General features: G+C 58.8%; 19 protein-coding genes. 7 read left to right on the top strand and 12 right to left on the bottom strand.

Annotated elements, in window-relative coordinates:
• Positions 1-5: 5 nt before the first annotated feature.
• The 5 genes from ACFQPB_RS15395 to ACFQPB_RS15375 form a co-directional block, all read right to left on the bottom strand.
• Positions 6-3,038, bottom strand: a complete 3,033-nt coding sequence (locus ACFQPB_RS15395) for an anti-phage-associated DUF1156 domain-containing protein (protein ID WP_382225042.1) — start codon at positions 3,036-3,038, stop codon at positions 6-8.
• A gap of 69 nt (positions 3,039-3,107) precedes the next feature.
• Positions 3,108-3,509, bottom strand: a complete 402-nt coding sequence (vapC, locus tag ACFQPB_RS15390; protein ID WP_382225039.1) for a type II toxin-antitoxin system tRNA(fMet)-specific endonuclease VapC — start codon at positions 3,507-3,509, stop codon at positions 3,108-3,110.
• Positions 3,506-3,739, bottom strand: coding sequence for an antitoxin (locus ACFQPB_RS15385; RefSeq protein ID WP_042419946.1), 234 nt, complete (start codon positions 3,737-3,739; stop codon positions 3,506-3,508). The genes vapC and ACFQPB_RS15385 overlap by 4 nt, the downstream gene beginning before the upstream one ends.
• 144 nt (positions 3,740-3,883) lie before the next feature.
• Positions 3,884-4,510, bottom strand: coding sequence for a DUF3780 domain-containing protein (locus tag ACFQPB_RS15380; protein ID WP_382225036.1), 627 nt, complete (start codon positions 4,508-4,510; stop codon positions 3,884-3,886).
• A 2-nt stretch (positions 4,511-4,512) separates the two neighbouring features.
• Positions 4,513-7,650, bottom strand: a complete 3,138-nt coding sequence (locus ACFQPB_RS15375; protein WP_382225033.1) for a DUF499 domain-containing protein — start codon at positions 7,648-7,650, stop codon at positions 4,513-4,515.
• Positions 7,651-8,040: 390 nt separating this feature from the next.
• Between ACFQPB_RS15375 and ACFQPB_RS15370 the strand changes: the two genes are divergently transcribed.
• The 7 genes from ACFQPB_RS15370 (at position 8,041) to ACFQPB_RS15340 (ending at position 15,277) form a co-directional block, all read left to right on the top strand.
• Positions 8,041-9,270 (top strand): hypothetical protein, encoded by a 1,230-nt coding sequence (locus ACFQPB_RS15370; RefSeq protein WP_382225030.1) that lies wholly within the window; start codon positions 8,041-8,043, stop codon positions 9,268-9,270.
• Between the two features lie 96 nt (positions 9,271-9,366).
• The gene (locus ACFQPB_RS15365) at positions 9,367-9,615 is read left to right on the top strand and encodes a helix-turn-helix transcriptional regulator (protein WP_382225027.1); all 249 of its coding nucleotides are present in this window, start codon (positions 9,367-9,369) and stop codon (positions 9,613-9,615) included.
• An 11-nt stretch (positions 9,616-9,626) separates the two neighbouring features.
• On the top strand, positions 9,627-12,548 hold the full coding sequence (locus ACFQPB_RS15360) for a hypothetical protein (RefSeq protein WP_382225025.1): 2,922 nt from the start codon (positions 9,627-9,629) through the stop codon (positions 12,546-12,548).
• Complete coding sequence (locus ACFQPB_RS15355) at positions 12,548-12,934, top strand: hypothetical protein (RefSeq protein WP_382225023.1); 387 nt, start codon at positions 12,548-12,550, stop codon at positions 12,932-12,934. Before ACFQPB_RS15360 ends, ACFQPB_RS15355 begins: the two co-directional genes overlap by 1 nt.
• Positions 12,931-13,737 (top strand): hypothetical protein, encoded by an 807-nt coding sequence (locus ACFQPB_RS15350; RefSeq protein WP_382225021.1) that lies wholly within the window; start codon positions 12,931-12,933, stop codon positions 13,735-13,737. Before ACFQPB_RS15355 ends, ACFQPB_RS15350 begins: the two co-directional genes overlap by 4 nt.
• Before the next feature lie 77 nt (positions 13,738-13,814).
• Complete coding sequence (locus ACFQPB_RS15345) at positions 13,815-14,039, top strand: hypothetical protein (RefSeq protein WP_382225019.1); 225 nt, start codon at positions 13,815-13,817, stop codon at positions 14,037-14,039.
• A gap of 33 nt (positions 14,040-14,072) precedes the next feature.
• A protein-coding gene (locus tag ACFQPB_RS15340; RefSeq protein WP_382225016.1) for an IS3 family transposase occupies positions 14,073-15,277 on the top strand; the annotation gives its coding sequence in 2 pieces (ribosomal slippage) (positions 14,073-14,340 and positions 14,340-15,277; 1,206 coding nt in all).
• 84 nt (positions 15,278-15,361) lie between these two features.
• Here ACFQPB_RS15340 and ACFQPB_RS15335 read toward each other — a convergent pair.
• The 7 genes from ACFQPB_RS15335 to ACFQPB_RS15305 all read right to left on the bottom strand — a co-directional run bounded on the left by ACFQPB_RS15335 (position 15,362) and on the right by ACFQPB_RS15305 (position 22,434).
• A complete protein-coding gene (locus ACFQPB_RS15335; RefSeq protein ID WP_382225014.1) occupies positions 15,362-16,588 on the bottom strand; it encodes a hypothetical protein in 1,227 nt (408 codons plus the stop codon).
• 483 nt (positions 16,589-17,071) lie between these two features.
• Entirely contained in the window at positions 17,072-17,668 is a 597-nt protein-coding gene (locus ACFQPB_RS15330; RefSeq protein WP_382225011.1) for a hypothetical protein, read from the bottom strand.
• Between the two features lie 354 nt (positions 17,669-18,022).
• Positions 18,023-18,598 carry an HD domain-containing protein gene (locus ACFQPB_RS15325; RefSeq protein WP_382225008.1) on the bottom strand — a complete coding sequence of 192 codons (576 nt, stop codon included), beginning with the start codon at positions 18,596-18,598 and terminating at the stop codon, positions 18,023-18,025.
• A 135-nt stretch (positions 18,599-18,733) separates the two neighbouring features.
• A complete protein-coding gene (locus ACFQPB_RS15320) occupies positions 18,734-19,033 on the bottom strand; it encodes a DUF3293 domain-containing protein (RefSeq protein ID WP_382225006.1) in 300 nt (99 codons plus the stop codon).
• A gap of 208 nt (positions 19,034-19,241) precedes the next feature.
• Positions 19,242-19,895, bottom strand: coding sequence for a hypothetical protein (locus ACFQPB_RS15315; RefSeq protein ID WP_382225003.1), 654 nt, complete (start codon positions 19,893-19,895; stop codon positions 19,242-19,244).
• Positions 19,896-19,946: 51 nt separating this feature from the next.
• Positions 19,947-21,575, bottom strand: coding sequence for a hypothetical protein (locus ACFQPB_RS15310; protein ID WP_382225000.1), 1,629 nt, complete (start codon positions 21,573-21,575; stop codon positions 19,947-19,949).
• 10 nt (positions 21,576-21,585) lie between these two features.
• The gene (locus tag ACFQPB_RS15305; RefSeq protein WP_382225165.1) at positions 21,586-22,434 is read right to left on the bottom strand and encodes an arginase family protein; all 849 of its coding nucleotides are present in this window, start codon (positions 22,432-22,434) and stop codon (positions 21,586-21,588) included.
• Positions 22,435-22,444 lie beyond the last annotated feature (10 nt).

The following is a 22,444-nucleotide window of genomic DNA, read 5'->3' as shown; positions in this document are numbered from 1 at the left end:
CTACGTCAAGCGTGGTCGTTGCGCAGACGCCCGGCCAGCATGCGGGCGGCTTCAGAGTCAGCTACCCACTCGCCCATGCCCTCGGCATTGCCTAGTGCGGCCAGCCATTCCAGCAAGTTCACAAAGCCCTCGCGCCGGCCCCAGTAGCTTTGACCAAAGGTGTCGCGCAGGTATTGGCGGCCCGGCTCAGGGCTGTTGTCGTTGACGGCCGTTTCGCGCACAGCAAACAGCAGGTGCCGCAGGGGCGATGCCGCAAAAGGGTGCGGCCCCGCTGCCGCAACACGGCCCCTGCCTCTGCCAACATTGGTTCCCGTTTGGCCTGCAATGCCCGCCCCATCATGGCCAACAGCTACCAAAACGCTAGCGGCCAAGGCGCTTGCGCTGGCCACGCGGGTGCCGTTGGCCTTGTCGCTTTTCAGCAGCGGTTTGATGTCGGTTACGCCAAAGCCACGCGCCAGCTCTTCGTACATGCCCTTGCGGCGCTCGCCCCGGCTCTCGATGTCGAGCGAGCGCAGGTAATAGCGCTCCACGAGGCTCAGGTCGCGCCAGGCGTTCTCCAGACCGCGTGGGATGAGCGTGTCGCAAGCAATGCCCAGGGCCCGTTCAATCACGGCCTGGAAGTCGCTCTTCTCGCCCTTGGCACGCACGGCAAACACTTCGTGCTCCACGTCCTTGCCGTCCAGGTTGCCGTATTGCGTCAGCACCTTCAGGGCAGCGGCATAGGCGGCCAGCTGGTAATCGGCATCGTTGAAGTTGGGTTCGCCGCCTTCATCCAGCGCCTGCATGCTGGCAATCTGGCGCTTCACTTCGTCTTCGACCAGCGGATACACCTCGTCCAAAAAGCCAGGTTCGTTGGCCACGCGCTTGCGCAACACCAGGCAGACGGTGCCTTGCACGTAATCCCCCTTCTTGATACCAGCAGCCTCGGTTTCGGTGCTGATAGTCCAGGCTGCGGTGGCTTTCAAGCCTGCTGCCCAGAGAATCATGCCCAGGTCAGCCCAAACTGCCGGGTCTTTGTGCGTGAACATGACCATTTGCAAGCCGTGGTCGGGCATATGGCGAGCCAGGTTTTTGTAGATCTCGACCATGGAGCGGCGGAAATCATCACCATTGCCCCTCACCGCTAGTTGAGCGCGGGCATCGGGCGTCCACTCTGGGAAAGCGTTGGTGAGCTGTTTGTCGTACCAAGCGAGAAAGAAGTCGCCCAGTTCGTGGTAGTTCACCGCGTCTGCATAAGGTGGGTCTGTGATCCAAAGGTCACAAGCATTGGTCAAATCCCGTGCATCCACCACGGCAGTCGAACCTGTGTTGGCGACCTTGATTGGCGATGCGCCATCCAGTAATCGAAAAGTGGGGCCAATTTTCTCAAGGCCTCTACCAGAGTAGCTGACCAAAGTGTTCAAGGCCTGATTATTGAATGTCTGATCCCCTTTTTCATTGGACCCGTGCCACATCCAAGCACTTCCACGCGAGTCCCAATTGGCGATCCGCCCGAGTCCAAGAAGACATCCAACGATGGCTGCCTTTGACCTTGCTAGAGCAAACGACTGTTCCGCCAACAATCCATGGGTCAAAAGTTGACGTGGCGTAAACAGATGGTGCCAGTGGGTCCAGCCGCGTTCACGAAAGAGGCGATCAGTCTCTGCACCTTGCTCAGGAATACTCTTGGATGGGATAAATCCTTTTCTTTGCCATTCATTGAAACGCTCGCGCAAAAGACTTTGGACCTTGGCGTCACGCAACAAATCGGCGGAATCGGGCGCAGCATAGCGGCGGATTTCTTTGGGTTTGCCATTCCTGATCACAGTTTTGACCCATCGAATGCAATAAAGCCTCTCCTGGAACACATCACCCACGCGGGGCACAATGTCGTCATTGCTCCAGAGGCGCAAACCATCTGGACCACGCAGAGCTTCGATAGACCACGACCGGTTGGCGTCGAACGGATCAATCACCCGACTGTCGTCTACGGTTGCGCCTTTCTTGCCCTTATAGAGTGCGAGCTCGTCCTCGGAAACCACGGCGATATCGGGTTTAAGGCGATCTGAGCCCGGTACGCGTTGCCAGCGCGCTACCACCCTGGACTTTTCGCCGATCAGCCAGCTGGGAGCCAGTGGGATGAAGTAGTCGCACCCTTCGGGTTTCACCTCCACGCAGTACAGGTAGGCATCTGCGCGTTCACCCTGTTCGTTGTGCTCAATGCCCCATGCTGTGACTTGCTGGTCTGCCGCAGTCAATGCAGCGGCTTGCACCCGCGTAACATCCTCTTGCACATCTTGACTGCCGCCCAGAAGGTTCAGGCTGGACCAAGTCAGCAGCCCTGCCACGGGATTCAGATCAGAGGCGAAGGCTTCGCAGCCTATACGCGCCGCCTCAAACGGTATGGAACCACCCCCACAAAAGCTGTCGCCCACGCGGGGCGTGTGACCAAATGTGCGTTGACCCAGTTGGTCGATGAGTTCTGCCAAGCAGGTGGCCGTGGTGCCCAGGTGGGTGTTGATGTCGACCCAGATAGTCGATGTGGGGCCGTCAATATTTTCGGGACGTTTGCAATGCACCAGACGCTCGGCATAGGACAAGGCATCGAACTCGGCCCGGTCGGGGATGGGGCGCATGCGCTGTGCATCCAGCGCCTGCTGCTGCTCGGGGCTCAGGGCTTCCCAAATCCGGGTGAAAAGGGCTTCCTTGTCTTCATCGCTCAGGCCCTGCTTGAGTCCGCGCGCGCCAAAAAACTCCGCCTGCACTTCGGGCGTGGCGGCTTCGCGCCACGCGGCTGCGGGTATCTCGCCCTTGCAGCGCTGCCAGGTGCCATCGTCGTCCATCGTAAGGATTTTGAGGAATATCTCGCGGTCCTTTTTGGCGTCGTTGCTGGCGGGCATGAGCATGCCCAGGATGGACGCACGCACCAGAATCAAGGGCTTGCGGCCCCACCATTTGCCCAAACGGGTCAGCGTTTGCCCGTTGTTGGCCTTGCGCTCTTTGTAGGCCTCGGCCGATAGGCGGGCAATGGGGAACTGGGTTTCGATGAAAGTGGGCATGGATTAATTCAAATTTGATAGCTGCTTGCGCTTATGCAGAAAGCGCCAGAGGCCGATTTGGCCTCAAATTCAGGTGGCGGCGGCCCAGTTGTCCAGCTGCAGGCCAGGCACTTTGGCAAATTCGCGGGTGTTGTTGGTGACCAGCAGGGCGTGTTGGCTCAGGGCGTGGGCGGCAATCATGGTGTCGAGTGCGCCAATGGGAGTGCCACGGCGCTCCAGGTCGGCGCGCAGGTCGCCATAGGCCCACACGGCAGCATCGTCAAACGGCAGGATGGTGAGCGGGGCCAGAAACATCTCCAGCGCCTGGCGGTTGCGGGCCGAGCCGCTTTTGGCCACGCCAAATGCCAGCTCTGCAGCCACCACGCTGCACAGCCCCACATCGCCCATGCGGTATTGCTGAAAGCGCGCCAGCACGGCGGGGGGCTTAGCGTTGATGATGTAGATGCAGATGTTGGTATCGAGCAGGATCATGGGTTGATCTCGTCCCGCTGCTGGGTGTCAGGCTGCTCGCGGGTGAGCACAAAGCCGGGCTCAAAAGCGGCCAGCCCGGCTTGCAGCGTTTGCCAGGGGTTGTCTGCAGGCAGCAGCAGTACGCCGTTGCCAAAGTGCTTCACCACGACTTCAGTGCCGGTGAAGCGGTATTCCTTGGGCAGCCGTACGGCTTGGCTGCGGCCGGATTGAAAAAGGCGTGCGGTGTCCATGGCGGGCTCCTCAATTGGTGGATATCAATGGTAGCTACCGCTTGTGGTTCTGTCCAGCGCGGAGTTGAAAGCGGAATGTTTGCTATTGATTCAATAGCTGCTTGCGCTTTTCAAATAAGGGTTAGAGCCAAAATCGATAGCAAATCAGAGCGACAGCGACAGCTGCGAGTGCCCCAGCAGTTCGCGCCGCGCCTTGGGCGAGAGGCCTTCGCCTTTGACAAACGGGTTGTCGGCCAGCGCCGCACGCAGCGCCTTGCGCCAGCCTATGCCCTTTTGCATGGCCTGGCCGGTGGTGGCCACGGTCATGGTGTAGAGCCACCAGCGCTCTTCGGGGGCCAGCACCTCCCAGTTGTGCAGGGCGTTAGGGATGTCGTCGGGTGGAGCATCCTCTACCGCCCAGCACAGAATGCACAGCTCTTTGCCCAGCGATGGGTGTACAGGCACGGGCTTGGCAGGCGCTTTGACAAACTTGGCCACCGGCAGACCGTTGGCGCGCAGGCGGCGGTTGGCTTCGTCCCAAAAGGCGGGGGCCAGGGCCAACCAGCGGGCGCGGTCAATGACGACGCGCAAGCCGGGGGCGTTGGGCTGGGGTGGTTGCGTGGCGCGTGCACCCAGGCTGTCCAGGTCGTTGCCCCGGTGCTCGGTGATGCAGATCATGTCGCTGCTTGCGGTGCCTTTGGGCACGTCAATCAAAAAGCCGTGGCGGGCCTCTTCGGGCAAAAAACCCAGGCCCACGACCTTGCGGGTGGTGCTTGCAGAACTGCGTGCCATGGTTATTGGCGCACCTTGGCGGCATTGAAGGCCTGGTTGGTGGCTTTAAGCCAGTCAAGCAGTGCCTGGCCGCTGGGGAATGCCAGGCTGCCAATTGCCATGCGCAGGCTGCCTTCGCTGACGATGTCTTGCAGTTTTTGCGCGATGGCTTTGACGGCAGGGGCGTCGTAGCCGCCCTCCAGCGCGCCGGAATATTCGACGTTCTGCTGGCCATCGGCACTCTCGGCGGTGAGGCTGATGTCATGGGCCATAACTGAGCCCGCTTTCTCCAGCCGCCCAATGGTGTCCCACACGGCTGCGGCGTCGTCGAGCTTGGTTTGTTGCGTCCAGCGGGCTGGGGCGATGAGGTCAAGCGAGGGGCGTTCTACGCCCCCCTGCTGGGGGATGGTGATGCGGATGGTTTCAGAACTGAGGCCGTATTCACTGGCGGTGGCCATGGCACACACCACGCGGCAATTGGCGGGCACGCGGAACGGGCCATCGTAAGTGGCAGTGCCCACGCTGGTGGGCGATGAACCATCGGTGGTGTAGCGGATGCTTACGCTGTTGGCCTTGGGCAGCGCGAGCAGTTCCACCTCAAAGTGATCGCCCCGGTTGTGGAGCTGGTACTTGAGGCGCAGCTTGGCCGTCCAGTCCTTTACGGCGCTTGTGCGTGCGAGGTCGGCTGGGTCATGCGCCAGAAAGCGGTAGCGCAGTGCCGTTGCTTCAAAGCGGGTGGGTGTGGGCACCGGGGAGGAAGCCGCAGTGGGCTCTGCGTCGCCGGTTTCAAACACCACAGCGGGGGCGTGCAGGGGCTCGATCTTCAGGTAGGTGTAGCCGGGGCTTTCTTCTTGTACGGAAAGCTCGCGCACCGACACTTCAGGCGCGGGCGGTGGGAATGGGCCACGGCGAACATGGTTGCCCTCTTCGCGCCAATGGCCGCGCAGCAAACATGCGGCTTTGAGGTCGTCCAGCGCCGAGAGTTTGTGCAGCGGCCAATTGGTGTTGACGGCAGCGGCGCGTTTGAAGTCAGACCAAAGCACGACCTTCGTCTCGGTAGAACCAAACAGGCGTGCCTCCGCACGGGTGCGGAAGCTGTCATCGTCGATTTTGGTAGTGAACTTTTGTGCGCCTTCCAGGGTGTGGCGCAGGGTGGCTTCGCCGCTTTGGTTGCCAGCAAAGGCCAGGTCGGTGCCAGTGGCACGCAGGGCGCTGTTGATGGAGGGGTAAACGATCTGGTCGAAGGCTTCTTTCAGCGCGGCGGTGAACTGCAGACCCACGCGGTCACGCAGAGCATCCAGTGCGCGCCATTGCGGGTCGTCAGACGGGGTGTTTTCCGAGCGCAGTTCGTCTTCAATGCTTTGCAGGGCGCGGGTTTGGCGGGCGGAGTCGAGCACCTTTTGGAAGGTGTCACGCGAACCGGTCAGAAACAGCACACGGTTTTTGTACTGCTGCTGGGCCCACCAGGCTTGCCAGTCTGCAGAGATGGGCAGTTGGTTGGCTTGACCACCTGGCCGCACTATGACCAAGGTGGTTTTTTCCAGTTCGATCTGAACTTCGTCAAGTGGCGGCAGCACTTTGATGGCTTGGTAGCAGTCGCGCAGCGAGGGGGCGAAGTAAGACTCCAGGTGCTCGCGCAGCATGCGGTCCACGGTCTCGGTGTGCAGCGAGAGGGCCATGGAACGCAGCTTGGCAGCCAGGTTTTGCTGGTTCTTGAAATACAGGCGACCATCGGTGGAGTTGTGCAGATACCAGGCGCGGGTCGCCAGCTTGTCGAGCACGTTGGCCTTAAAGGTGGACAAGTCGCGTCCCGGGCGTTGCAGGCAATCGACCAGCTGGTATTCGCGCAAGCCATGGATGGCGCCCGGCGTGGTTGATAGGGAAGCGACAAGGATGAGCCGAGCCGCATCAGAGGCATCTGAGTTGCCGTTGGTCAGGTCAATCTGCTCGACCTCGGCATCACCCGAGTGGGCAATGTCGTGGGCGATGGCTTCGCTGAGGGAAGGATTGATGGTACGGACTTCAGACGCAATTTCGTCGAGGTTCAAGTCCAGGTCGTAGGGGTGGATCAGGTCGATGGTGGCCGCTTTGCCCGAGTTCCACAGGTTGGAAACCACCATCTGCATCAGACGAATCACGCCACGGGTCTGCTGGAAGCCCTCGTTTTCCTTGAATTTTCCGACGAGCTCGCGCAGGTCTGGGTGGAAGGGGTAGGCATCCAGCACGCGGGTGAACAGCGTTTCGGGCGATGTGGCGGTCAGGCCCATCTGCACGGCCTCGCGCAGCGCTTCACGGTAGGCCTCTGCCACCTTTTTGACCTCGGCCTCCGGTGCCACTTGTGCGAACAGGCGTCTGCGAAGGATGTGGTATAGCTCGTCGCCGTTGGGGTTGACCGGCGTGATGGGCACGGCGATACGCCGAGACTCGGATGTGATGCCCTGCACTGCGCGGTTGAAAGCGTCTTCCAGCCTAGATTGGCCCACGCTGAAGTTGGAGCCTGCAAGGTCAGACAGCACGAGGCACACGTTGCTCATGTCAGCCACTGCGACAAACAGGTTTGCCAGTGCGGCTGTTGTCACAACGCCCAGGTCTGCATTGCCTACCGGTACGGCAACCGCGTATTCAAGGTATGGAGGCAGTTCATCCAGGAACAGAACCAGAGGTTCACCCCCTAGCAACTGCTTCCAGGCTTCTGGGCCCGGCGCGCTGAGCAAAGGAGAGACGTAGCGGGCGAACTGATCGGCCTTGCCCAGTTGCTGAGCGATGGAGCCCCAGATGCCACCAGCCGCATCGGTGCTGCGGCCATTGAACCCCACTACCCTGCAGGCCCCCAGGCTGGGCGCCGGGTTTTGATTCTCAGTGAGCACTTTGTTGCGCAAGGCTGGATCACGTGCCAACAAGCCTAACGCGATCATGCTGTGCGTCTTGCCACCGCCCATGGCCTGCGAGAGCAAAAACACCGAAGACCCCGCTCCAGACCCACCCAGATGCCGAAAAGCTCGATCCACCAGCGTGAGCATGCCGTGGGTGAAGTAGTTCTCTTCGAAAAAATCTGGACCGCTGACTTCGCCTTTCAAGAAGGTGTCAAGGTTGAGAACCGTGGCACGACGATCCGCCGCATGAACTGACAGACGGGGCTTGCAAAGGGAGTGGATGCTCATGGTTGGCTCAAGATTTGTTCAAATTTTTTGCGGTAGGTTGGCACGCGGCTCAACTTTTACATGACTTGCGTTTGACCTTGTCGACCTTCGGTGGTGTCTGTTCATCCTGGATGTGACGAGGTTTTCCTGAGCACAGTTCGTCCAACTCGTCGCCGCACTCTCAAAAACGTGTCAGACGTAGTGTCGGGCGGTGGGGATCAACATCGCATCTTGAGTGCAGGACTCGGTCTGAAGGTCGGGGGACTGGGCGCTCTTTTTGCCATGATTTTCAACAGAATTTAGGCTCTTCACATGCTGCAATGTACAGTAATGAACTGTGGTGTCAGGTTGGCCTGATATCACCCGAATCTTCGTATCTTTAGGAGTGAAAAATCATGTTTACATCCGCTTATGGTCGACGCCTTTCCGGCAGAAGCGCGCCGGTTGGTGCTTCTGATTGTGAGTGAATTCAATGGGCTAGCTCCCGAGCTTGAGGGCTGGTTCAAAACCTCGCTGCGCGACCTGCCCGAGACGTTACGGCTACGGGTTGAGACGGAGTTTGTTCCGCTGGATTGGGAGACGCTATCTGCCGACCAGCGCCGCAGCGTTGCATTGCAGTTGGACTACCAGCACGATCCCGCGAATGCGCAGGACCGACAGTTCTGGATGGATTTTTTTGAGCGACTCGAGGCACTGAAAGCCCAGTTGATCCAGTGGGAAGCAGTTGCCGCGCCCACAGCAGCCGACTTGGCACAGAAAGAGGCTCGACTAGCCGAGCTGCATAAAAAAATTGCCCTAATGGATTTGAAGATGCAGACCGCACGGGGCGACAACTTGCCAGTAGGAGTACACAAAATAGATGGTGTTGGTAGCCAGTCGGCGGTTAAGCCTGTATCTGCAACACGTTACATCGCATACCCGAAAGCGATGCGCCAGTTGGCCGAACGGCTCGGAGCAACGCCGGAGGAACTGGCTGCTTGGATATGGAGTGGTCCAAAAGACGGCGGGATTGCAGCCTACACGAATGCCAATGAACTGGACCCACCACCCCCGTTTGTTTTCATGCCAGGTAGCGGCGTCAAAGATTACGTAGCTCCCTTAATGGCCTGTTGGTTTAAGGAGGAAGACATTCGCCTGTTTAAGCCTGCCGATCGCTACATCACTGGCGCTGCTTTGATTGACAGGTGGAGTCGGCATTTGGGTTTGCATGCGGTCGCATTCATCCAGGCAAAGATTGCGGAATCGCGACTGATGGATATGCACCCTGTTTACGGCGGAACCCAAGGAACTTACCCTGAGTACGCCGACTGGCCTTCGTTGGAGAGTGGATTTTTTCATCTGTCCGATGTGGTCCAGATTGAGGCAGAAGATTTTGATGCGGCCAGTCAGCCTGGTGAAAAGAGCCCGCCCGCTTTAGGGACTGCCGAATGGCGCAAGCAAAAAGCGAAAGCAGCCGCAGACGCCAAGCACGATAAACCCGGCGGAAGCCGTGACAAACAGCAGCGCATACGTGACATCTGGGCAAGCGGAAAGTACACGACCAGAGATCTTTGTGCAGAGCAGGAGTGTGCGGCACTGGACATGTCGATTTCGACCGCGAGGCGAGCACTCACCAACACCCCTGATCCTAGTCGCTGCTGAGCAGCGCCTAGCCGCTCCTCAGCACAGGCACTTCGCAGATGCAGGGCCAATTGGCCCAATTGCGACATGTTCAATAACACCTACCAAGGTGCCAACATGTCACACACCATCCTGCGCATCCCCGGTGCCAAAACCAAATCCGGCTACTCCCGCTCCACCATCTACCTGCGCATTTCTCAGGGTTTGTGGACCAAGCCCGTCAGTCTGGGGTCGCGCGCCGTTGGCTGGCCTGCCGACGAGATTGATGCGTTGAACGTCGCCCGCATTGGTGGCAAGACAGACGACGAAATCCGCGAATTGGTTGACGCGCTGCACGCTAAGCGCGAAACCCTTTCTGCTGCCTGAGTGTGTCCAACATGACGGCCACCCAAAATCTCACAACGCCAGACAACTCTCACAACTGCGTGGAGCGGGACATGGATGTTGACGAGCAAACCACGCCGGCAATACCGCCTTCGCCGCCACTGGCGTTTACCGTCATAACTGGTGTCAAGCCGTCACGATTGACCAAGGTCATCGGGGTGAATGCTCACGGCAGCATGCGCAAGGAAACTTCGGCGATGCTCAGCCAGGGGTACGCGCAGCGTGTTTTTGTTTCCAATCTGTATGAGCTCAAGCAACATCTGGATGCCTTAACCAGCGCGCAGGCAGTCACCTGGGGCGTCACGAAAGACGACGCTGTGGCGGTCTGTACGCAGGGTGACACCAACGCGCTGCAAATGGGTGCGGTTGCCCGCACACGCGAAAACTTCAAGTTCCGGGCGGCACCCGGGGTGATGATGTTGGACCACGACGGCTTACCTGACGGTGAACTGTCGCCGCTCCAGTTTCGGGATCACCTGATAGCAGCCGCACCGGCTTTGGCAGATGCCCCCATGCTTTGGCGTCCGAGTGCTTCAGCAGGTTGTGTTGGCCCCGATGGTGTGGTGTTGTCTGGCTTGACCCGCCACCGCATTTACATCCCTGTGATGGATGCCTCACTCATTCCTGAGGCTGGAAAAGCGCTGGAGGCGCTTCTGTGGGCCACCCCCGGTGCTGGGTGGTGCGCCATAGGTGTCGCCGGCCAACGGCTGCCTCGTTGCCTGGTCGATGTCTCGGTTTGGCAGCCCGAGCGTCTGGATTTTGCTGGTCCTGTGATACTTGTGGACGGAGTCACTCGTGCCGGGGTTGATGGCGTGATTTACGGCGATGCGACAGCCCAGTTCGACCTGCACCTGTTGATCGATAGCGCCACGCCCACGATCAAGAAGCAAGCCCAGGCTGGAATCAAGGCGGCGCGCTCTGCTGTCGCAGAAAAATGTGAGGCTGCGCGACGCAATTGGGTGACGGAGAAAGCCCCCGCTTTGGCCCAGAGTCGTGGCATCAAGTTGGCGCAAGCCACAGGCGTGCTTGAGCGCGCAGTTGTGCATCAGGTGCTGATGGGTGACTTCGAGCTGACGTGTTCCGATGGCAGGGTGGTTACCGTGGCGCAGCTCCTGGACAGCCCTCACCACTGGCACAACACCCGGTTCGCTGATCCGTTGGATCCGGATTCAGATAAGCGTGTCGCGGTGGCGCGCCTGCTAAACGGCACGCGCCCCGATCTGTTTTCACACCGACATGGGGGCGTGCGCTACGAGTTGCGTCGTCAGTCCGCACGTGTTCAGTTGGGCCGGGGTATGCGGGTGGAAGCTACCGATGCGTTGTTGCACGTCTTGCGTGAACGTAGCGAGCTGTTTGACTTTGGCACCAATGCGATTGCGTTTGTGGCCGAAGGCAAGGCCACGCCAGTCAGTCGCGACTGGCTGGTTGATCATGCTGGTCGGGTAGCGGAGTTCTACAGCGTCAAGATCGAAGAGGATGGCGATGGGAATGTCATCTCAAGGCGAGAAATTCCGGAAGACGCACCGACCTATATCGCCAACGCCATCATAGCCAAGCATGGAAGTCGAAACTTTCGCAAGTTGACTGCTGTGACGACGGCGCCAACTTTGCGGCCCGATGGCAGTGTCTTGGACGAACCAGGCCACGACGCGGCAACGGGTCTGATGTACGTCACGACAGAGCCCTATCCTCTGACCGTGCCGTCGGCACCTACTGCCGAACAGGCTCTGATCGCCTTGGCAAAGCTTTGGCGGCCGATTCGCCTGTTCCCATTTGCCGACGAGGTTGCCGTCGGCGTGACCCTGGCTGCTATGCTGGCTGCGTGCTTGCGGCCGGCACTTCCCACCTGTCCGGCAACCGGCTTTGATGCCCCAGCGGCTGGCACAGGTAAGACCTTGTTGGCCAAGTGCATCGGCGCACTGGCCACCGGCGGTGATGTGGCTGTACTGCCGCCCACCAACGAAGACGACGAATGCCGGAAACGGCTGTTTGCAGCCTTGCGTGGTGGCTCCAAGGTTCTGCTGTGGGATAACGTCCGTGAACCGCTCGGAAACTCGGTGATTGATTCGTTCCTGACATCGTCCTTGTTTGCCGACCGCGTGTTGGGCGTTTCGGAGAATGTGGAGTTGCCCAACCGCTCTCTGTTTCTGGTGTCGGGCAACAACTTGGTCCTGACCGGAGACACCCACCGCCGGATTTTGCTGGCGCGGCTCGACGCGCAAATTGAAACACCCTTCAAACGTGAGTTTGATTTCGACCCGCTCACCGAGGTCTGCAACAACCGCCAGGCTCTGGTGGTGGCCGCACTGACCATCGTCCGGGCCTACATTGCCGCTGGGCGACCCAAGGTGGGAAAGGGGCGTATCGCGTCGTTTGAGCTCTGGGATGACTTGGTCCGCCAGCCTCTGTGCTGGCTCAGGGAGCGAATGTTGGAGTCGGGTCAGGATCGTGCGGACTTGCCCTTGTTTGTTGATCCTGCGGATTCGATTGATCGTGCCTCGTCTGAAAATCCAGAAATCTCCAAGTTGGCGGCGTTGTTGAATGCTTGGATCGCGACATTTGGAAACACGCCAACGTCGCCGGCTCAGGCCATTTCCAAAGCCACGGAGCAGTACGGTGCCCAGTCCGTGTTGTTTGACGCACTCGACGAAATTGCGGGGCAAAACGGGAAGCTCAACGTTCGTATCTTGGGTCGTTGGCTGGAGCGCCACTCGGGTCAACTGTGCACCGGCTTGCGACTTGTGCTTGGCAACAAAACCAATGGTCTCAAACGTTGGACTGTGGTTCGCACCTTGGAACGTGCCGCAGCCGACGAGGCAAACATCGCAGTTGCGAGAGTTGTGTCAAGTTGCGAGATTCACCACGCCGACAGCTTGGCGGATGCGAGCCGGCTCGACGACGTGGAGATTTTTTGATGGCCGCAGACGCCGCAGAAATTGTCATGGCGCAGCTTTCTCGTGCCGGGCTGCAGGTCTCCTTGGCGCCCGCTGGCGGTCTGGCAGTCGCTCCGTCCAGTCGGTTGACTGCAGAGATTCGTGACCTCGTCCGCATCAGCAAGGTGCTGTTGGTCGAATGGTTGACGGCTGCGAATGATTTCGCCTGCTATGCCCCTGCCTCATCTGACTCGCCCGATGTTGTGGAAGCCCGTGCGGAGGCCTATTACGTCCACCACTTTAACTGTCTAACCTGCATCGCTGCTGGAAGAGGATGCCGTTACGGACAACGTTGCAGCGTTGGCAAAGCACTGTGGAAGACCTACGCGACGGACGACCTGAGAAACACTGATGAAAGCCGATCGTGAATAGCACCAACACAGCCAGCACTGTTCCGATGACGCCATCGCCTGACCCTGGCTCGCAGCCTTACGAAATGGTCCGCTTCAATGCTCTCAAGCACGGGATTTTGAGCCGCTACACGGTGCTCAGCCACGAGAACCATGCCGACTATGAGAGCCTGGTGAACTCACTTATGGATGAGCACCTGCCTGCGGGTGCTACGGAGCAGCATTTGGTTGAAGAGCTCGCGAGCGTGATCTGGCGAAAGCGTCGGGTGCTGCAAGCTGAAGGCGCCACCATCAATAAAGGTTTGAAGGATTCCGCCCGCAGCGCCAAGACTGTCATTCCGACAGCGGCACCATTCGAGATGGGTTTGTCTGGTGAGAACACCGACATCCGCGATCTGATGGACCTGACGCCAACAGATGTTGCCGAATGCCGGGAGGGTGCGAAGCTTGAGATCAGTGCCATCAATAAGGCATGTTTCATTTTGCGCAAGGGTGGGCCTCGTTCCTATAGAAATGCACTTCGAGAGTTGATGCCCGATACGCGCGAATGGTGGCAAAACTGTGTTGACGATGAGGAATACGCAGCCGATGCATTGGGGTTGGAGGCGTTCATCAACGAGCGCGTCACCCCCTCGGCGTACCAACAAGAAAAAGAGTCCCGGCATCACGACGCTATCGTTAACCAAACCATTGGCGAAGGCCTGCAAGCTTTTCGGTTGGAGAAGCTGTCGCGCTACGAGACGCATTTGGACCGCAAATTTGAACGCACTCTTGCCATGCTCATCAAGCTTAAGGACCTCAGGACAAGCCAATCGCCGTAGCGCCCTGCATTCAGCTGCTGGAGGCCTGAATCTGTTTCGCAAAATGCGGTCGCCATCACCAAGTGGGCGAGCGGTGATTGACCAACGGTTCGGAAGGCCGGCGCTACGTCGACTACTACCTGCTCAGCCGCGACAGCGCCGTGGGGAAGCTGAAGGACACCCTTGAACGGTGGCGCAGCGAGGGCATCGGACCCAAGTTTCTGAAGCTCTACGGTCGGGTCATCTACCGGCAGGTTGACATCGGGGAGTTCGAGGAGTCGTGCCTTGCAACTGACCTTGCCCCCGAAAAGTGGAGTTCTTGACCCTTGTTGAAAATAGCGACAAGGAGTTGAGCAATGAGTGACAAGCAAGTGCGTGCGCAATACACGCGGGAGTTCAAACTGGAGGCGGTTCGGCAGGTGCGAGCTGGCCAGGCGATTGCGGTGGTGGCCAAGGTGCTGGGCATTCCCAAGGCCAGTCTGAGCAACTGGGTGCGACTGTCATCCAAGGGAGAGCTGGACGGCGTGGGCAGCGCCGACAAGGCGACCAAAGTCTCGCCCGAGCAGATGGAGATTACCCGGCTGCGCGCCGAGAATGCTCGCCTTCGCATGGAGCGCGACATCGCAAAAAAAGCCGCGGCGTACTTCGCGCAGGACACGCTGCGAGGTACGCCTGGATTGACCAAATGAAGTACCGTTACCCGGTGAGCGTGTCCTGCGGGGTGCTGGAGGTCAGCACGAGCGGCTACTTCAACTGGCTGCGTCGGCGAGAGGATGGTCATGGCCGCAGCGGCCCTGGCCGACTCCACAGCGATGAAGCCCTGCTGGCGCACATCCGTGCCATCCACGCCGAGGTCAAGGGCGAATACGGCTGGCCACGCATGCACAAGGAGCTTGTGGCCCGAGGCATCCGGGTGGGCAAAGACCGGGTTCGCAAGCTCATGCAGCAGCACGGCATCAAGGCCAAGACGAAGCGCAAGTTTGTGGTGACCACCGACAGCCGCCACAGCCTGCCGGTGGCGCCCGATTTGGTCCAGCGGCGCTTCAATGCTGAAACCCCCAACCAGCTCTGGAGTGGTGACATCACCTACATCCAGACGGACGAGGGCTGGCTGTACCTGGCCGCCGTCATCGACCTGTTTAGCCGCCAGGTGGTGGGCTGGAGCCTGCAGCCGCACATGCAGGCCAGCCTGGTCAAGGACGCGCTGGCCATGGCGTGGTGGCGTCGGCGCCCAGCAGCCGGTTTGATATTCCACAGCGACCGGGGCAGTCAATATTGCAGCCACGAGGTCCAGAGCGCCATGAAGGGCTGGGACATGCGTTCATCGATGAGCAGGAAGGGTAACTGCTGGGATAACGCTCCAACGGAAAGCTTCTGGGGGCGGTTGAAAACGGCCAGCGTGCATGGACACAAGTTCGCCACCCGTGAGCAGGCCCGGCAGGCGGTGATGGACTGGATGGCCTTCTACAATCACCGCAGGCTGCATTCCTCGCTGGGCTATCTCAGCCCGATGCAATACGAACAACGCTGGTACGAGGCACAGCGTAAAAAGGCCGCGTGAACCGTGGGTTAAGAGCTACACGAAACAGGGGCAAGGTCACACTTCGACTTCTACCAAGGCCCGGGGCAAACGGCTCACTACTGTTTAACGCGATTTGTCATGCGGCCCAATGCGGGGAGGCAGCACAGGCGTACGAGGCACACCTCTTCGCCAAACAGACGTTCGAACCCTTTCTCTGTAGAACTGAGGGCTTGTCATCCCGGCCATACCGACGATGTTGTGGAACTCACCATTAGTCAGATCAGCCCGGTGCGGGTTTGGAAGCTTGACCTTCGCCCCGTTATCGATCCGGTAGTAGCTGTGATCGCTGTGATGATCATGAATCCCCGCTAGGTATCGCTTGATGAAGTCATTACTGACCTCGGCAACAGACACCGCGAATGGGACCAGGACGCTCTTACCCCCCTTTACCCAGTCGATCCAATACACCGGACAATTGTCCAACCGCAAGAAGGAGCTCAATTTAGCTTCCCGCGGTTTCGCAAGGCCCATTCCTGTCCGAATAGTCGACTCGATCAGTCCCCGCCAAACGGTCGGACCAGCGTTGCCAAACACTGCACTGGCCTGCTGAGCCATCAGCGCACTCTGTTGCCTCTGGTGCTTGTCTATGCCTCCGGCGTAAGCGCCCGGGCTATTGGCCACGAGGTCCCACAAATAATCGAATATGGCGTTAGGGTAGAGGAATCTCCGGCTCGGCTGAAGGGCTTTCAGACCGTAGAAATTGGCAATCGACTCCTCGTGCCATTCATGAACAGGACGCTTCGCGACGAGCCTACGGTATGGCCTGTACACCGGCAACCCGCCGGTTGCTTCCATCTGAAGGCAGTGGGCGTCAAAGCGGTAGTGATACAGCTCGTGCGTGTACAGAAATGCCGCTAGAGCGTCCAGGCAATCGGCGAATGACTCCCCGGTACTGATGCTCATGTCGGTGGCCAGAGCAACACAGCGCTTCTTGATTAAGAAAATACCCCACCGATTGCGCGCCGGCGCTCTCAAGACATCCCGGAAAGACTTGTAAAAGGCCAAGTATTCGACGCCCCCCTCGACAACTCCGCCGGCAGCGCCTTCATGGCTTTCCTCCTCTTGTCCCTGACTAACCGGTACAGAATCTAGGTCAACTTCATCGACCACTTCTTGAGCGTCATCGGCACTGGGGATATCTACTCCGGGACGCGGGAACCGATCGGAGTCAGGTAGGAGATCAGGTTCGGGGGCATCATCCAGCGAGCTTTCAACGTGCTGCGCCGCGTCAGCGATATCGGAAGCGGCGCCGGGTCTTGACCTAGGGATTTGTCCAAAGCGTTTGTGCATGTGCAACCTCAATCTCAGCCTGTTGGTCTTTAGAACTACGACTCTTCATCTGCAATCAGAGTCACATGGTAAGTTCGCCCGAAATGGAACACGAACCGGGCGCACGACGTTCGGTCTTCGAGACTGACCGAGCAGCCCATGGCATCGTAAACATTGGGCAATTTACGACGTCGAACCGGGCTTACCACCCACTCGCACTAACGGGTCCGTGCCAAGGTAACTAACGCCAGCATCGTGAGCGACAGGGTCACTCGTCGGTCCTTAGCCCAAGCCGCGAAGCATATTCTGGCCGGGAGCCCCGATTTTCGCTGCGTCGTGTATCCACGCAATCGCATCTCGCTCTAGCTCAGTCTTGTGATCCGTATTGCGCAAGCAACTCACAAGATCGTCGGCAAACCGATCCTTTCCCCAGCCCTTAGCGATATCGAAATACCACCGTAACGCGAGGCGCCGATCGGGACTGCAAGCCGTCCATTTTTTGCCTCATGGCTTAAAATTCTCCCTGGTCGTTGGATCCGAAAAGGTGACTTCTTTGCCACAAATTAGATGGACTCCCTGTGGTGTCACACCGTGTCTGCTGTGGTGTTCTCTTACAAAATCGCTCAGCGCTTGCTCCATTCTTTTTCCGTCTGCCAAAGCGGCCCACATTGCACCTCCACCGGAATATATATTCCGCTTCCAAGTAGCGCTTTTGATACAGCTTTCTATCTGTTGTTTTTCGCTAGATTCCTGAGGCTCTACGTGCTCGAAGGCAAGTTGTACAGCTTCACGTACTTGATCGGCAAGATCGTGATCAATAGCGCGTAGATTCAACTCAATCTGCTTCCAGTCCTCCTCTCGCAATTTCTCTTCGTGGTCATTTACCCAGACAGACTGGACGAATTTGAATAATTCTGCGCCTGAACAAAAAGCCGACAGTTCATAGAAAGCGCCCTCATCTTCATCCGCGCTTTCCCATAGGACTTGATATACAAGAAGCCTGTAGTTGACGATATCGATTCGTGAAATAGAAACAATCCACTGCCAAGAGTCGCTCGCGCCTGACTCATGAACAGAGAAGATCTCACGGTACTCATCCATTGCACAGCCTCCTACCGGCGCTTACTGCCTCAAATCGTAGCTTGTGGGCTTAGATAAAGTACTGCACCAATGCGTGTTCCTCTATCGCTTGAGGCAGAGGCTGATCTACGTCGAGCGATAGGGCACATACCCTGATCCGATGAGTCGGATGAAGCCTCTGCACCCAACTCGGCGGCTCGCCAAACCGACTCAAATATGAGGATCTCTTCGCACACCAGGCCATGCCGGTGGCGAACGGAAACTCGTAGGTGATTTGCCGTCCATCTTCCATGGTCACTCCTTCCCTGAACCCACCTCCCGAAAGGCAATCCGTCGATGTAGACAGAAGCAGTTCCCGAATTTGCTCGATCAAAATCATACATTGATTGACGCCAGTTGCTCCATTTGACGAACTTCAGCAGCAAGCATTGCAGCCATTGGAGCGCGCCGCCGTTCAAAGATTTCAGCCAGAGATCGGTAGTACCAGAGGGTACCTTCGCGACCCGCAGTGAAGCGCTTAAATACATCAGGCCCAATCTTCAGAAGGTCACTGACTATCGCCCGGGCGTTGTGTAGTTTGTCAGAGCCCGAGACGAGCAGCACGTCGTCGGACGCCTGCGCAAGGTGATCCAGGTAGGCACGCTTTCGCTCTCCCCATTCCCCTTTCTCACCGGACGCATCTGGCACCCCATCAGTACAGCCCTCGACGATGGCCAGGACTCGCTCGCCAAACCCTTTCTTGATAGCGGATCTGTACTGAGGCCCCCCATCTTCGAGGACATCGTGAAGGAGCGCAGCGATCGCCTGATCTTCGTCGGCTCCAAACTCAAGGGCGATTGACGCGACGCCCATCGGGTGCGCAACATAAGGAATGGATGTCCCCTTGCGCACCTGTTTTTCATGGGCCTGGACTGCAAGTGCGAGGGCTTCTGAGATTCGCTCTGTCAGCATAAAACTGCCTCCTAGTCATTTATTACGGGATCATCACAAGTGGGTCTGACCGAGTGAGCGGATGGGCGCCATAAAGATCGATTCGCTTGATCTGTTCGCCCTCAACGGCTGCCGAGCGGAAAGCTCAAACATGCGTCACCTCAAGAGAGCCAGTTGTGGAACGCCATCGGCGCCACAACAAACGATCGCGTTTTGTTCGAAACGCTGACCCAAAGTTTTTGCGGCTTGATGCTCCAAACCCAAGACGAGAAAGCTTTCCTCTCCGGGCCAGTTGTTGGAAGGGTGCTGCCCGATTCCCTCCAGAAAGATCAAGCTACGTCGGGTCAGTTCCTCCGCCAGCGACTTTTGCCGTTCTTGGTTTTCGATTTCGGTCAACTTTCGGCTGAATGGGTTGCAGCCGGTGAGGAACGCGGCACAGTCCACGTCGTAGTGCATGTACAGCGACAACAGGCTGTGACTAACCTGCCCGATTCGCAGAGCGAACGGGGGCTCGCCATGCACACGGTAGTGTGTTTCCAAGTATGCCCGGCTAGTGGCGGGATCAATGACAGAATCAGAAAGCAAGAAATTCTCCGGTCTAGAGAGTCTGGATTCTTCGTTTAGTTGCTCTACGTGATCTCAAGCAGATATTCGAAATTTTTCTTCAATCGATATGAAAGAGTCGCAGCGGAGCGCCAAGTACTGCCAGGTTGCTCGGTGCGCAAGGCGCCTTGATTGAAGAACATTTTGCCTTGGCCACCGCGAACCCTGCTTGCAACTGCGCGATGGTCATACCACCGAGCTGCGCCAGTTGAATGCGGCTGTCATCCCAAGGGATGGGGTGCTTATCCCGCTGCGCAATGATTTTGCAATAAGAGGTCAGCAGGCATCGTGATGCGAGGATGGCGGCGATCGGCCTGAGTGCCTCCATCTCCCCTGGGGCCAACCCCAGGTCATAGCTCCAGCCGTCGAGTGAGTGACCAGGGTCGTCGGGGATGATGGGAACTGCCCAGGTGTCTTGCCCCACTCGGGTGGCCTGCAACTTGGGCAGGTGCGCGTAGTGACTGCTCTGGATAGTCCAGTCCCTATAGGGCCCCGTTGGCCAATCTTTGACCTCCATAGACAGAAGCTTTTGCTGTGTCTCGATGTTGAGGCGCCCGTGATGCGCGACGGCGTAGACACCATAGTTGCTGTAGGGGCTGCGATTGCTGACGCGGGCGCCCGACAGATGCCAGCTCGCCAACTCCGCCTTGCTCAGGGTCAGAAATTCCTTGGAAGAGTTGGCCATCAAGGCCTGCGCTATCCACTTTGCTTTCATACTCATTCCTTGTTGAACTGGGACGGTGGTTCGTTGTCTATGCAGCGTGGGTTACTCACCGCCACGACCGTCATAGACCGGGCGTTTGATGTGCCGCGCAAAAGCAACGAGCTGCTCCTCCTCGGCCACCCTGAACGCACTGTTCGCGCGTTTGTGCGCTTCCATCAGCCGCCACCTGTCTTCGTCGTGCTGATACCAGGCAGTGCCCACGTGCTCGCCGTTGTACAGAACGCGGGCATACAGGTCGTTGGGCGAGGTGCATGGGTGGCTGCCCAGACAATGGCTCATCGCGTCGCCCTCTTCCATCATTTCGCGCGGCGTTCGCAGAAACACAAGCCTGAACGCATTCCTGTGGATGGCCTCGTGCCAGACCGGCAGAGGGGTCAACGCTGCGAGCCGAAGACGCTCCTGCTCGCTTATCCAGCGGCGCGCGCAACGCAAGAGGTAAGGCAGTCCCATGGACCTTTGCCGGGTATTCAGTTGCGACGGAAGACCATACGCCCGAAACCAATCGAAGACTTCCTGCCAATCCTGGAAGTCCCCTGGTGTGACAGGTGGCCGCTCACGCCACAAACCCACCAAAAACCTCAGGATGTCATCCCCACAGACCCAGAACTCGCTCGGGGAGCCTCGAATGCCGCTTATCAGGTCGACCAAGTGCGGGGGCACCAGCTTTCCGGAACCCACGATGACATGCGCCTTGACCACGCCAATGGCCGCATCAATCGTGTTTGCTCCAAAGTGTCGGATGGCCTGTATTAACAGGTACCGGCTGTGTTTGAGCAGCAAGCGCCAGCCTAGCCGGCCGATTCTTGGATGCTTCAAGTGGCATTTCAACCGTTGCACCGGCTCGCCACCAGGTGGGAAGTCCTGGTCCTGGGCGCACAAAACGAACCACTGGGTCAAGCCAGGGTCATCCCGCCGGATGGTGGCCAACGCGTGTTGGTGTTCGACCATCCAGTTGTAGGAGGAAATGCGCACGTCGCAGCCGTTCGGATGACGCTTGAGACCGACGAACGACACGGCCTGCTTCATCACCCTGTAGTCCAACTGCAAGGCCTGTCGAATGCGCGCGTCCAGCCGACTGCTGCGGGCGTAGGCCAGCACCCGGCGGCGCAGCTTCAGAAAGACGGCGCTGTTGAGAGCCCTGGGCTCAGGTGCCGTGCGCCTCCCTCCAAAGTCCAGGTGTTCCTGCACGTACTCCCACTTGGTGGCGTCCCGGTGGTGGGCATACCAGGGCGAGCGCGAGCCCATCTGGAACAAATCCAGTTCTGCATCACCCACGGGCTTGAGAACAAGCAGCCCACAAGATTTGGCGTGCCAGCGCAGCGCGGTTATGCGACCACTGGCCCACACCACCAGCACCCACAGCCGCAGCACCTGCACCACCTTCTTGTCCCCTCGCCAGGGGTATACCTGCACCGGGTTGTCCATCACGCCGCGCAGGCGTTCCCACAGGTGGTGCGCGCCCAGTCGGTAGCCCACCAAGCGGTCAGGCAACAGGCCGAAGTGTGGATGCAACAGCGGTACCTCGATGGGCAATAGCGTGGCAAGTGCCTCTGCAGGCATGGCGTCGAGGTTGAGCGCCTCGTCAACGGACGGCCTGGCGCCCATGCCGTCACCGGACAGATGCCCGTTGCGAGTGCCTTCCGGCTCCTGGTTGGGGTGCTGGTCTGGCATGACTGCGACCTCAGGACTGATAGACCCGCAGGGCTTGCACGGTGTTGCGATGCAGCCGCAGAACTGGCTCGATGCCGCCCGCACTGTCGCGCTGGTAGCCGCCGGCCAGATTCCAGACCAAGGGCTTATCCTTGAAAGCCTGAAATACCAGGTGGTCGCGCTTGCACATCGCCACGTCGCTCAGCATGCCGCCCAGCGGGTCTTTGAGATGCGGGTCGGCACCGGCCTGGTAAATCAGCAGGTCCACACCAGCGCAGTCTTGCAGGGACTGTTCCAGCCAACTCAGGAACTTCCCACCGCCTTGGCCCACATCAGCGGCCGTTCGGAAGTGTTTGCCCATGGTGTGGTGGCGCACGCCGCGCACCGCCAGTCGGTCAAGGATGTTTTGGGTGCCATTGCCATAGTGGGCATCGCAATCGATGATGCCCACGCTACTCACCTCACCAGAGGCCAGCAGTGCCAAAGCAGTGACCATCAGGCCATTGAACGTGCAATACCCGCCTGCGAAGTCGTAGCCCGCATGGTGAAAGCCACTGGTGGGTGAGCACACATTGGTCTGGTGAGCCAGCGCATGGCGGGCAGCAGCCAGCAGCGAGCCGCTGGTGTACGGCAAGGAGGCCGCCACTTCGGCATCGCGGTTGTTGAACCCATTGGGCATTTCAAGCGACAGCACGCCATCCACAAAGATGGGGTCGTGCGCCCGAATCAAATCCTCCGGCGTCACAGGCTCAAAGCTCAGAACGTCGCTCTCCTGAATGAGGCCATGCTGGAGCCAGTCGGCCACCACCAGCGCGGGCTTGGCCGCCGATGGGGAGTAGGCGCCGGCATTGCGGGCGGTTTGTTCGGGTCGGTAAAACACTTTCAAGGGC

Source organism: Hydrogenophaga atypica, assembly GCF_042665215.1.
Lineage (GTDB): Bacteria > Pseudomonadota > Gammaproteobacteria > Burkholderiales > Burkholderiaceae_C > Hydrogenophaga > Hydrogenophaga defluvii_A.
The sequence above is the reverse complement of the archived record's forward strand: the minus strand, read 5'-3'. Positions and strand labels throughout refer to the sequence as shown.

Excerpts from the sequence above, each read along its gene's own strand:
- ACFQPB_RS15365 (WP_382225027.1), top strand. The coding sequence starts at position 9,367 with ATGTCACACACCATCCTGCGCATCCCCGGTGCCAAAACCAAATCCGGC.
- ACFQPB_RS15335 (WP_382225014.1), bottom strand. The coding sequence starts at position 16,588 with ATGCACAAACGCTTTGGACAAATCCCTAGGTCAAGACCCGGCGCCGCT.
- ACFQPB_RS15330 (WP_382225011.1), bottom strand. The coding sequence starts at position 17,668 with ATGGATGAGTACCGTGAGATCTTCTCTGTTCATGAGTCAGGCGCGAGC.
- ACFQPB_RS15380 (WP_382225036.1), bottom strand. The coding sequence starts at position 4,510 with ATGGCACGCAGTTCTGCAAGCACCACCCGCAAGGTCGTGGGCCTGGGT.
- ACFQPB_RS15370 (WP_382225030.1), top strand. The coding sequence starts at position 8,041 with ATGGTCGACGCCTTTCCGGCAGAAGCGCGCCGGTTGGTGCTTCTGATT.
- ACFQPB_RS15355 (WP_382225023.1), top strand. The coding sequence starts at position 12,548 with ATGGCCGCAGACGCCGCAGAAATTGTCATGGCGCAGCTTTCTCGTGCC.
- ACFQPB_RS15395 (WP_382225042.1), bottom strand. The coding sequence starts at position 3,038 with ATGCCCACTTTCATCGAAACCCAGTTCCCCATTGCCCGCCTATCGGCC.
- ACFQPB_RS15310 (WP_382225000.1), bottom strand. The coding sequence starts at position 21,575 with ATGCCAGACCAGCACCCCAACCAGGAGCCGGAAGGCACTCGCAACGGG.
- ACFQPB_RS15385 (WP_042419946.1), bottom strand. The coding sequence starts at position 3,739 with ATGGACACCGCACGCCTTTTTCAATCCGGCCGCAGCCAAGCCGTACGG.
- vapC (WP_382225039.1), bottom strand. The coding sequence starts at position 3,509 with ATGATCCTGCTCGATACCAACATCTGCATCTACATCATCAACGCTAAG.
- ACFQPB_RS15320 (WP_382225006.1), bottom strand. The coding sequence starts at position 19,033 with ATGCACTACGACGTGGACTGTGCCGCGTTCCTCACCGGCTGCAACCCA.
- ACFQPB_RS15325 (WP_382225008.1), bottom strand. The coding sequence starts at position 18,598 with ATGCTGACAGAGCGAATCTCAGAAGCCCTCGCACTTGCAGTCCAGGCC.
- ACFQPB_RS15360 (WP_382225025.1), top strand. The coding sequence starts at position 9,627 with ATGACGGCCACCCAAAATCTCACAACGCCAGACAACTCTCACAACTGC.
- ACFQPB_RS15315 (WP_382225003.1), bottom strand. The coding sequence starts at position 19,895 with ATGAAAGCAAAGTGGATAGCGCAGGCCTTGATGGCCAACTCTTCCAAG.
- ACFQPB_RS15375 (WP_382225033.1), bottom strand. The coding sequence starts at position 7,650 with ATGAGCATCCACTCCCTTTGCAAGCCCCGTCTGTCAGTTCATGCGGCG.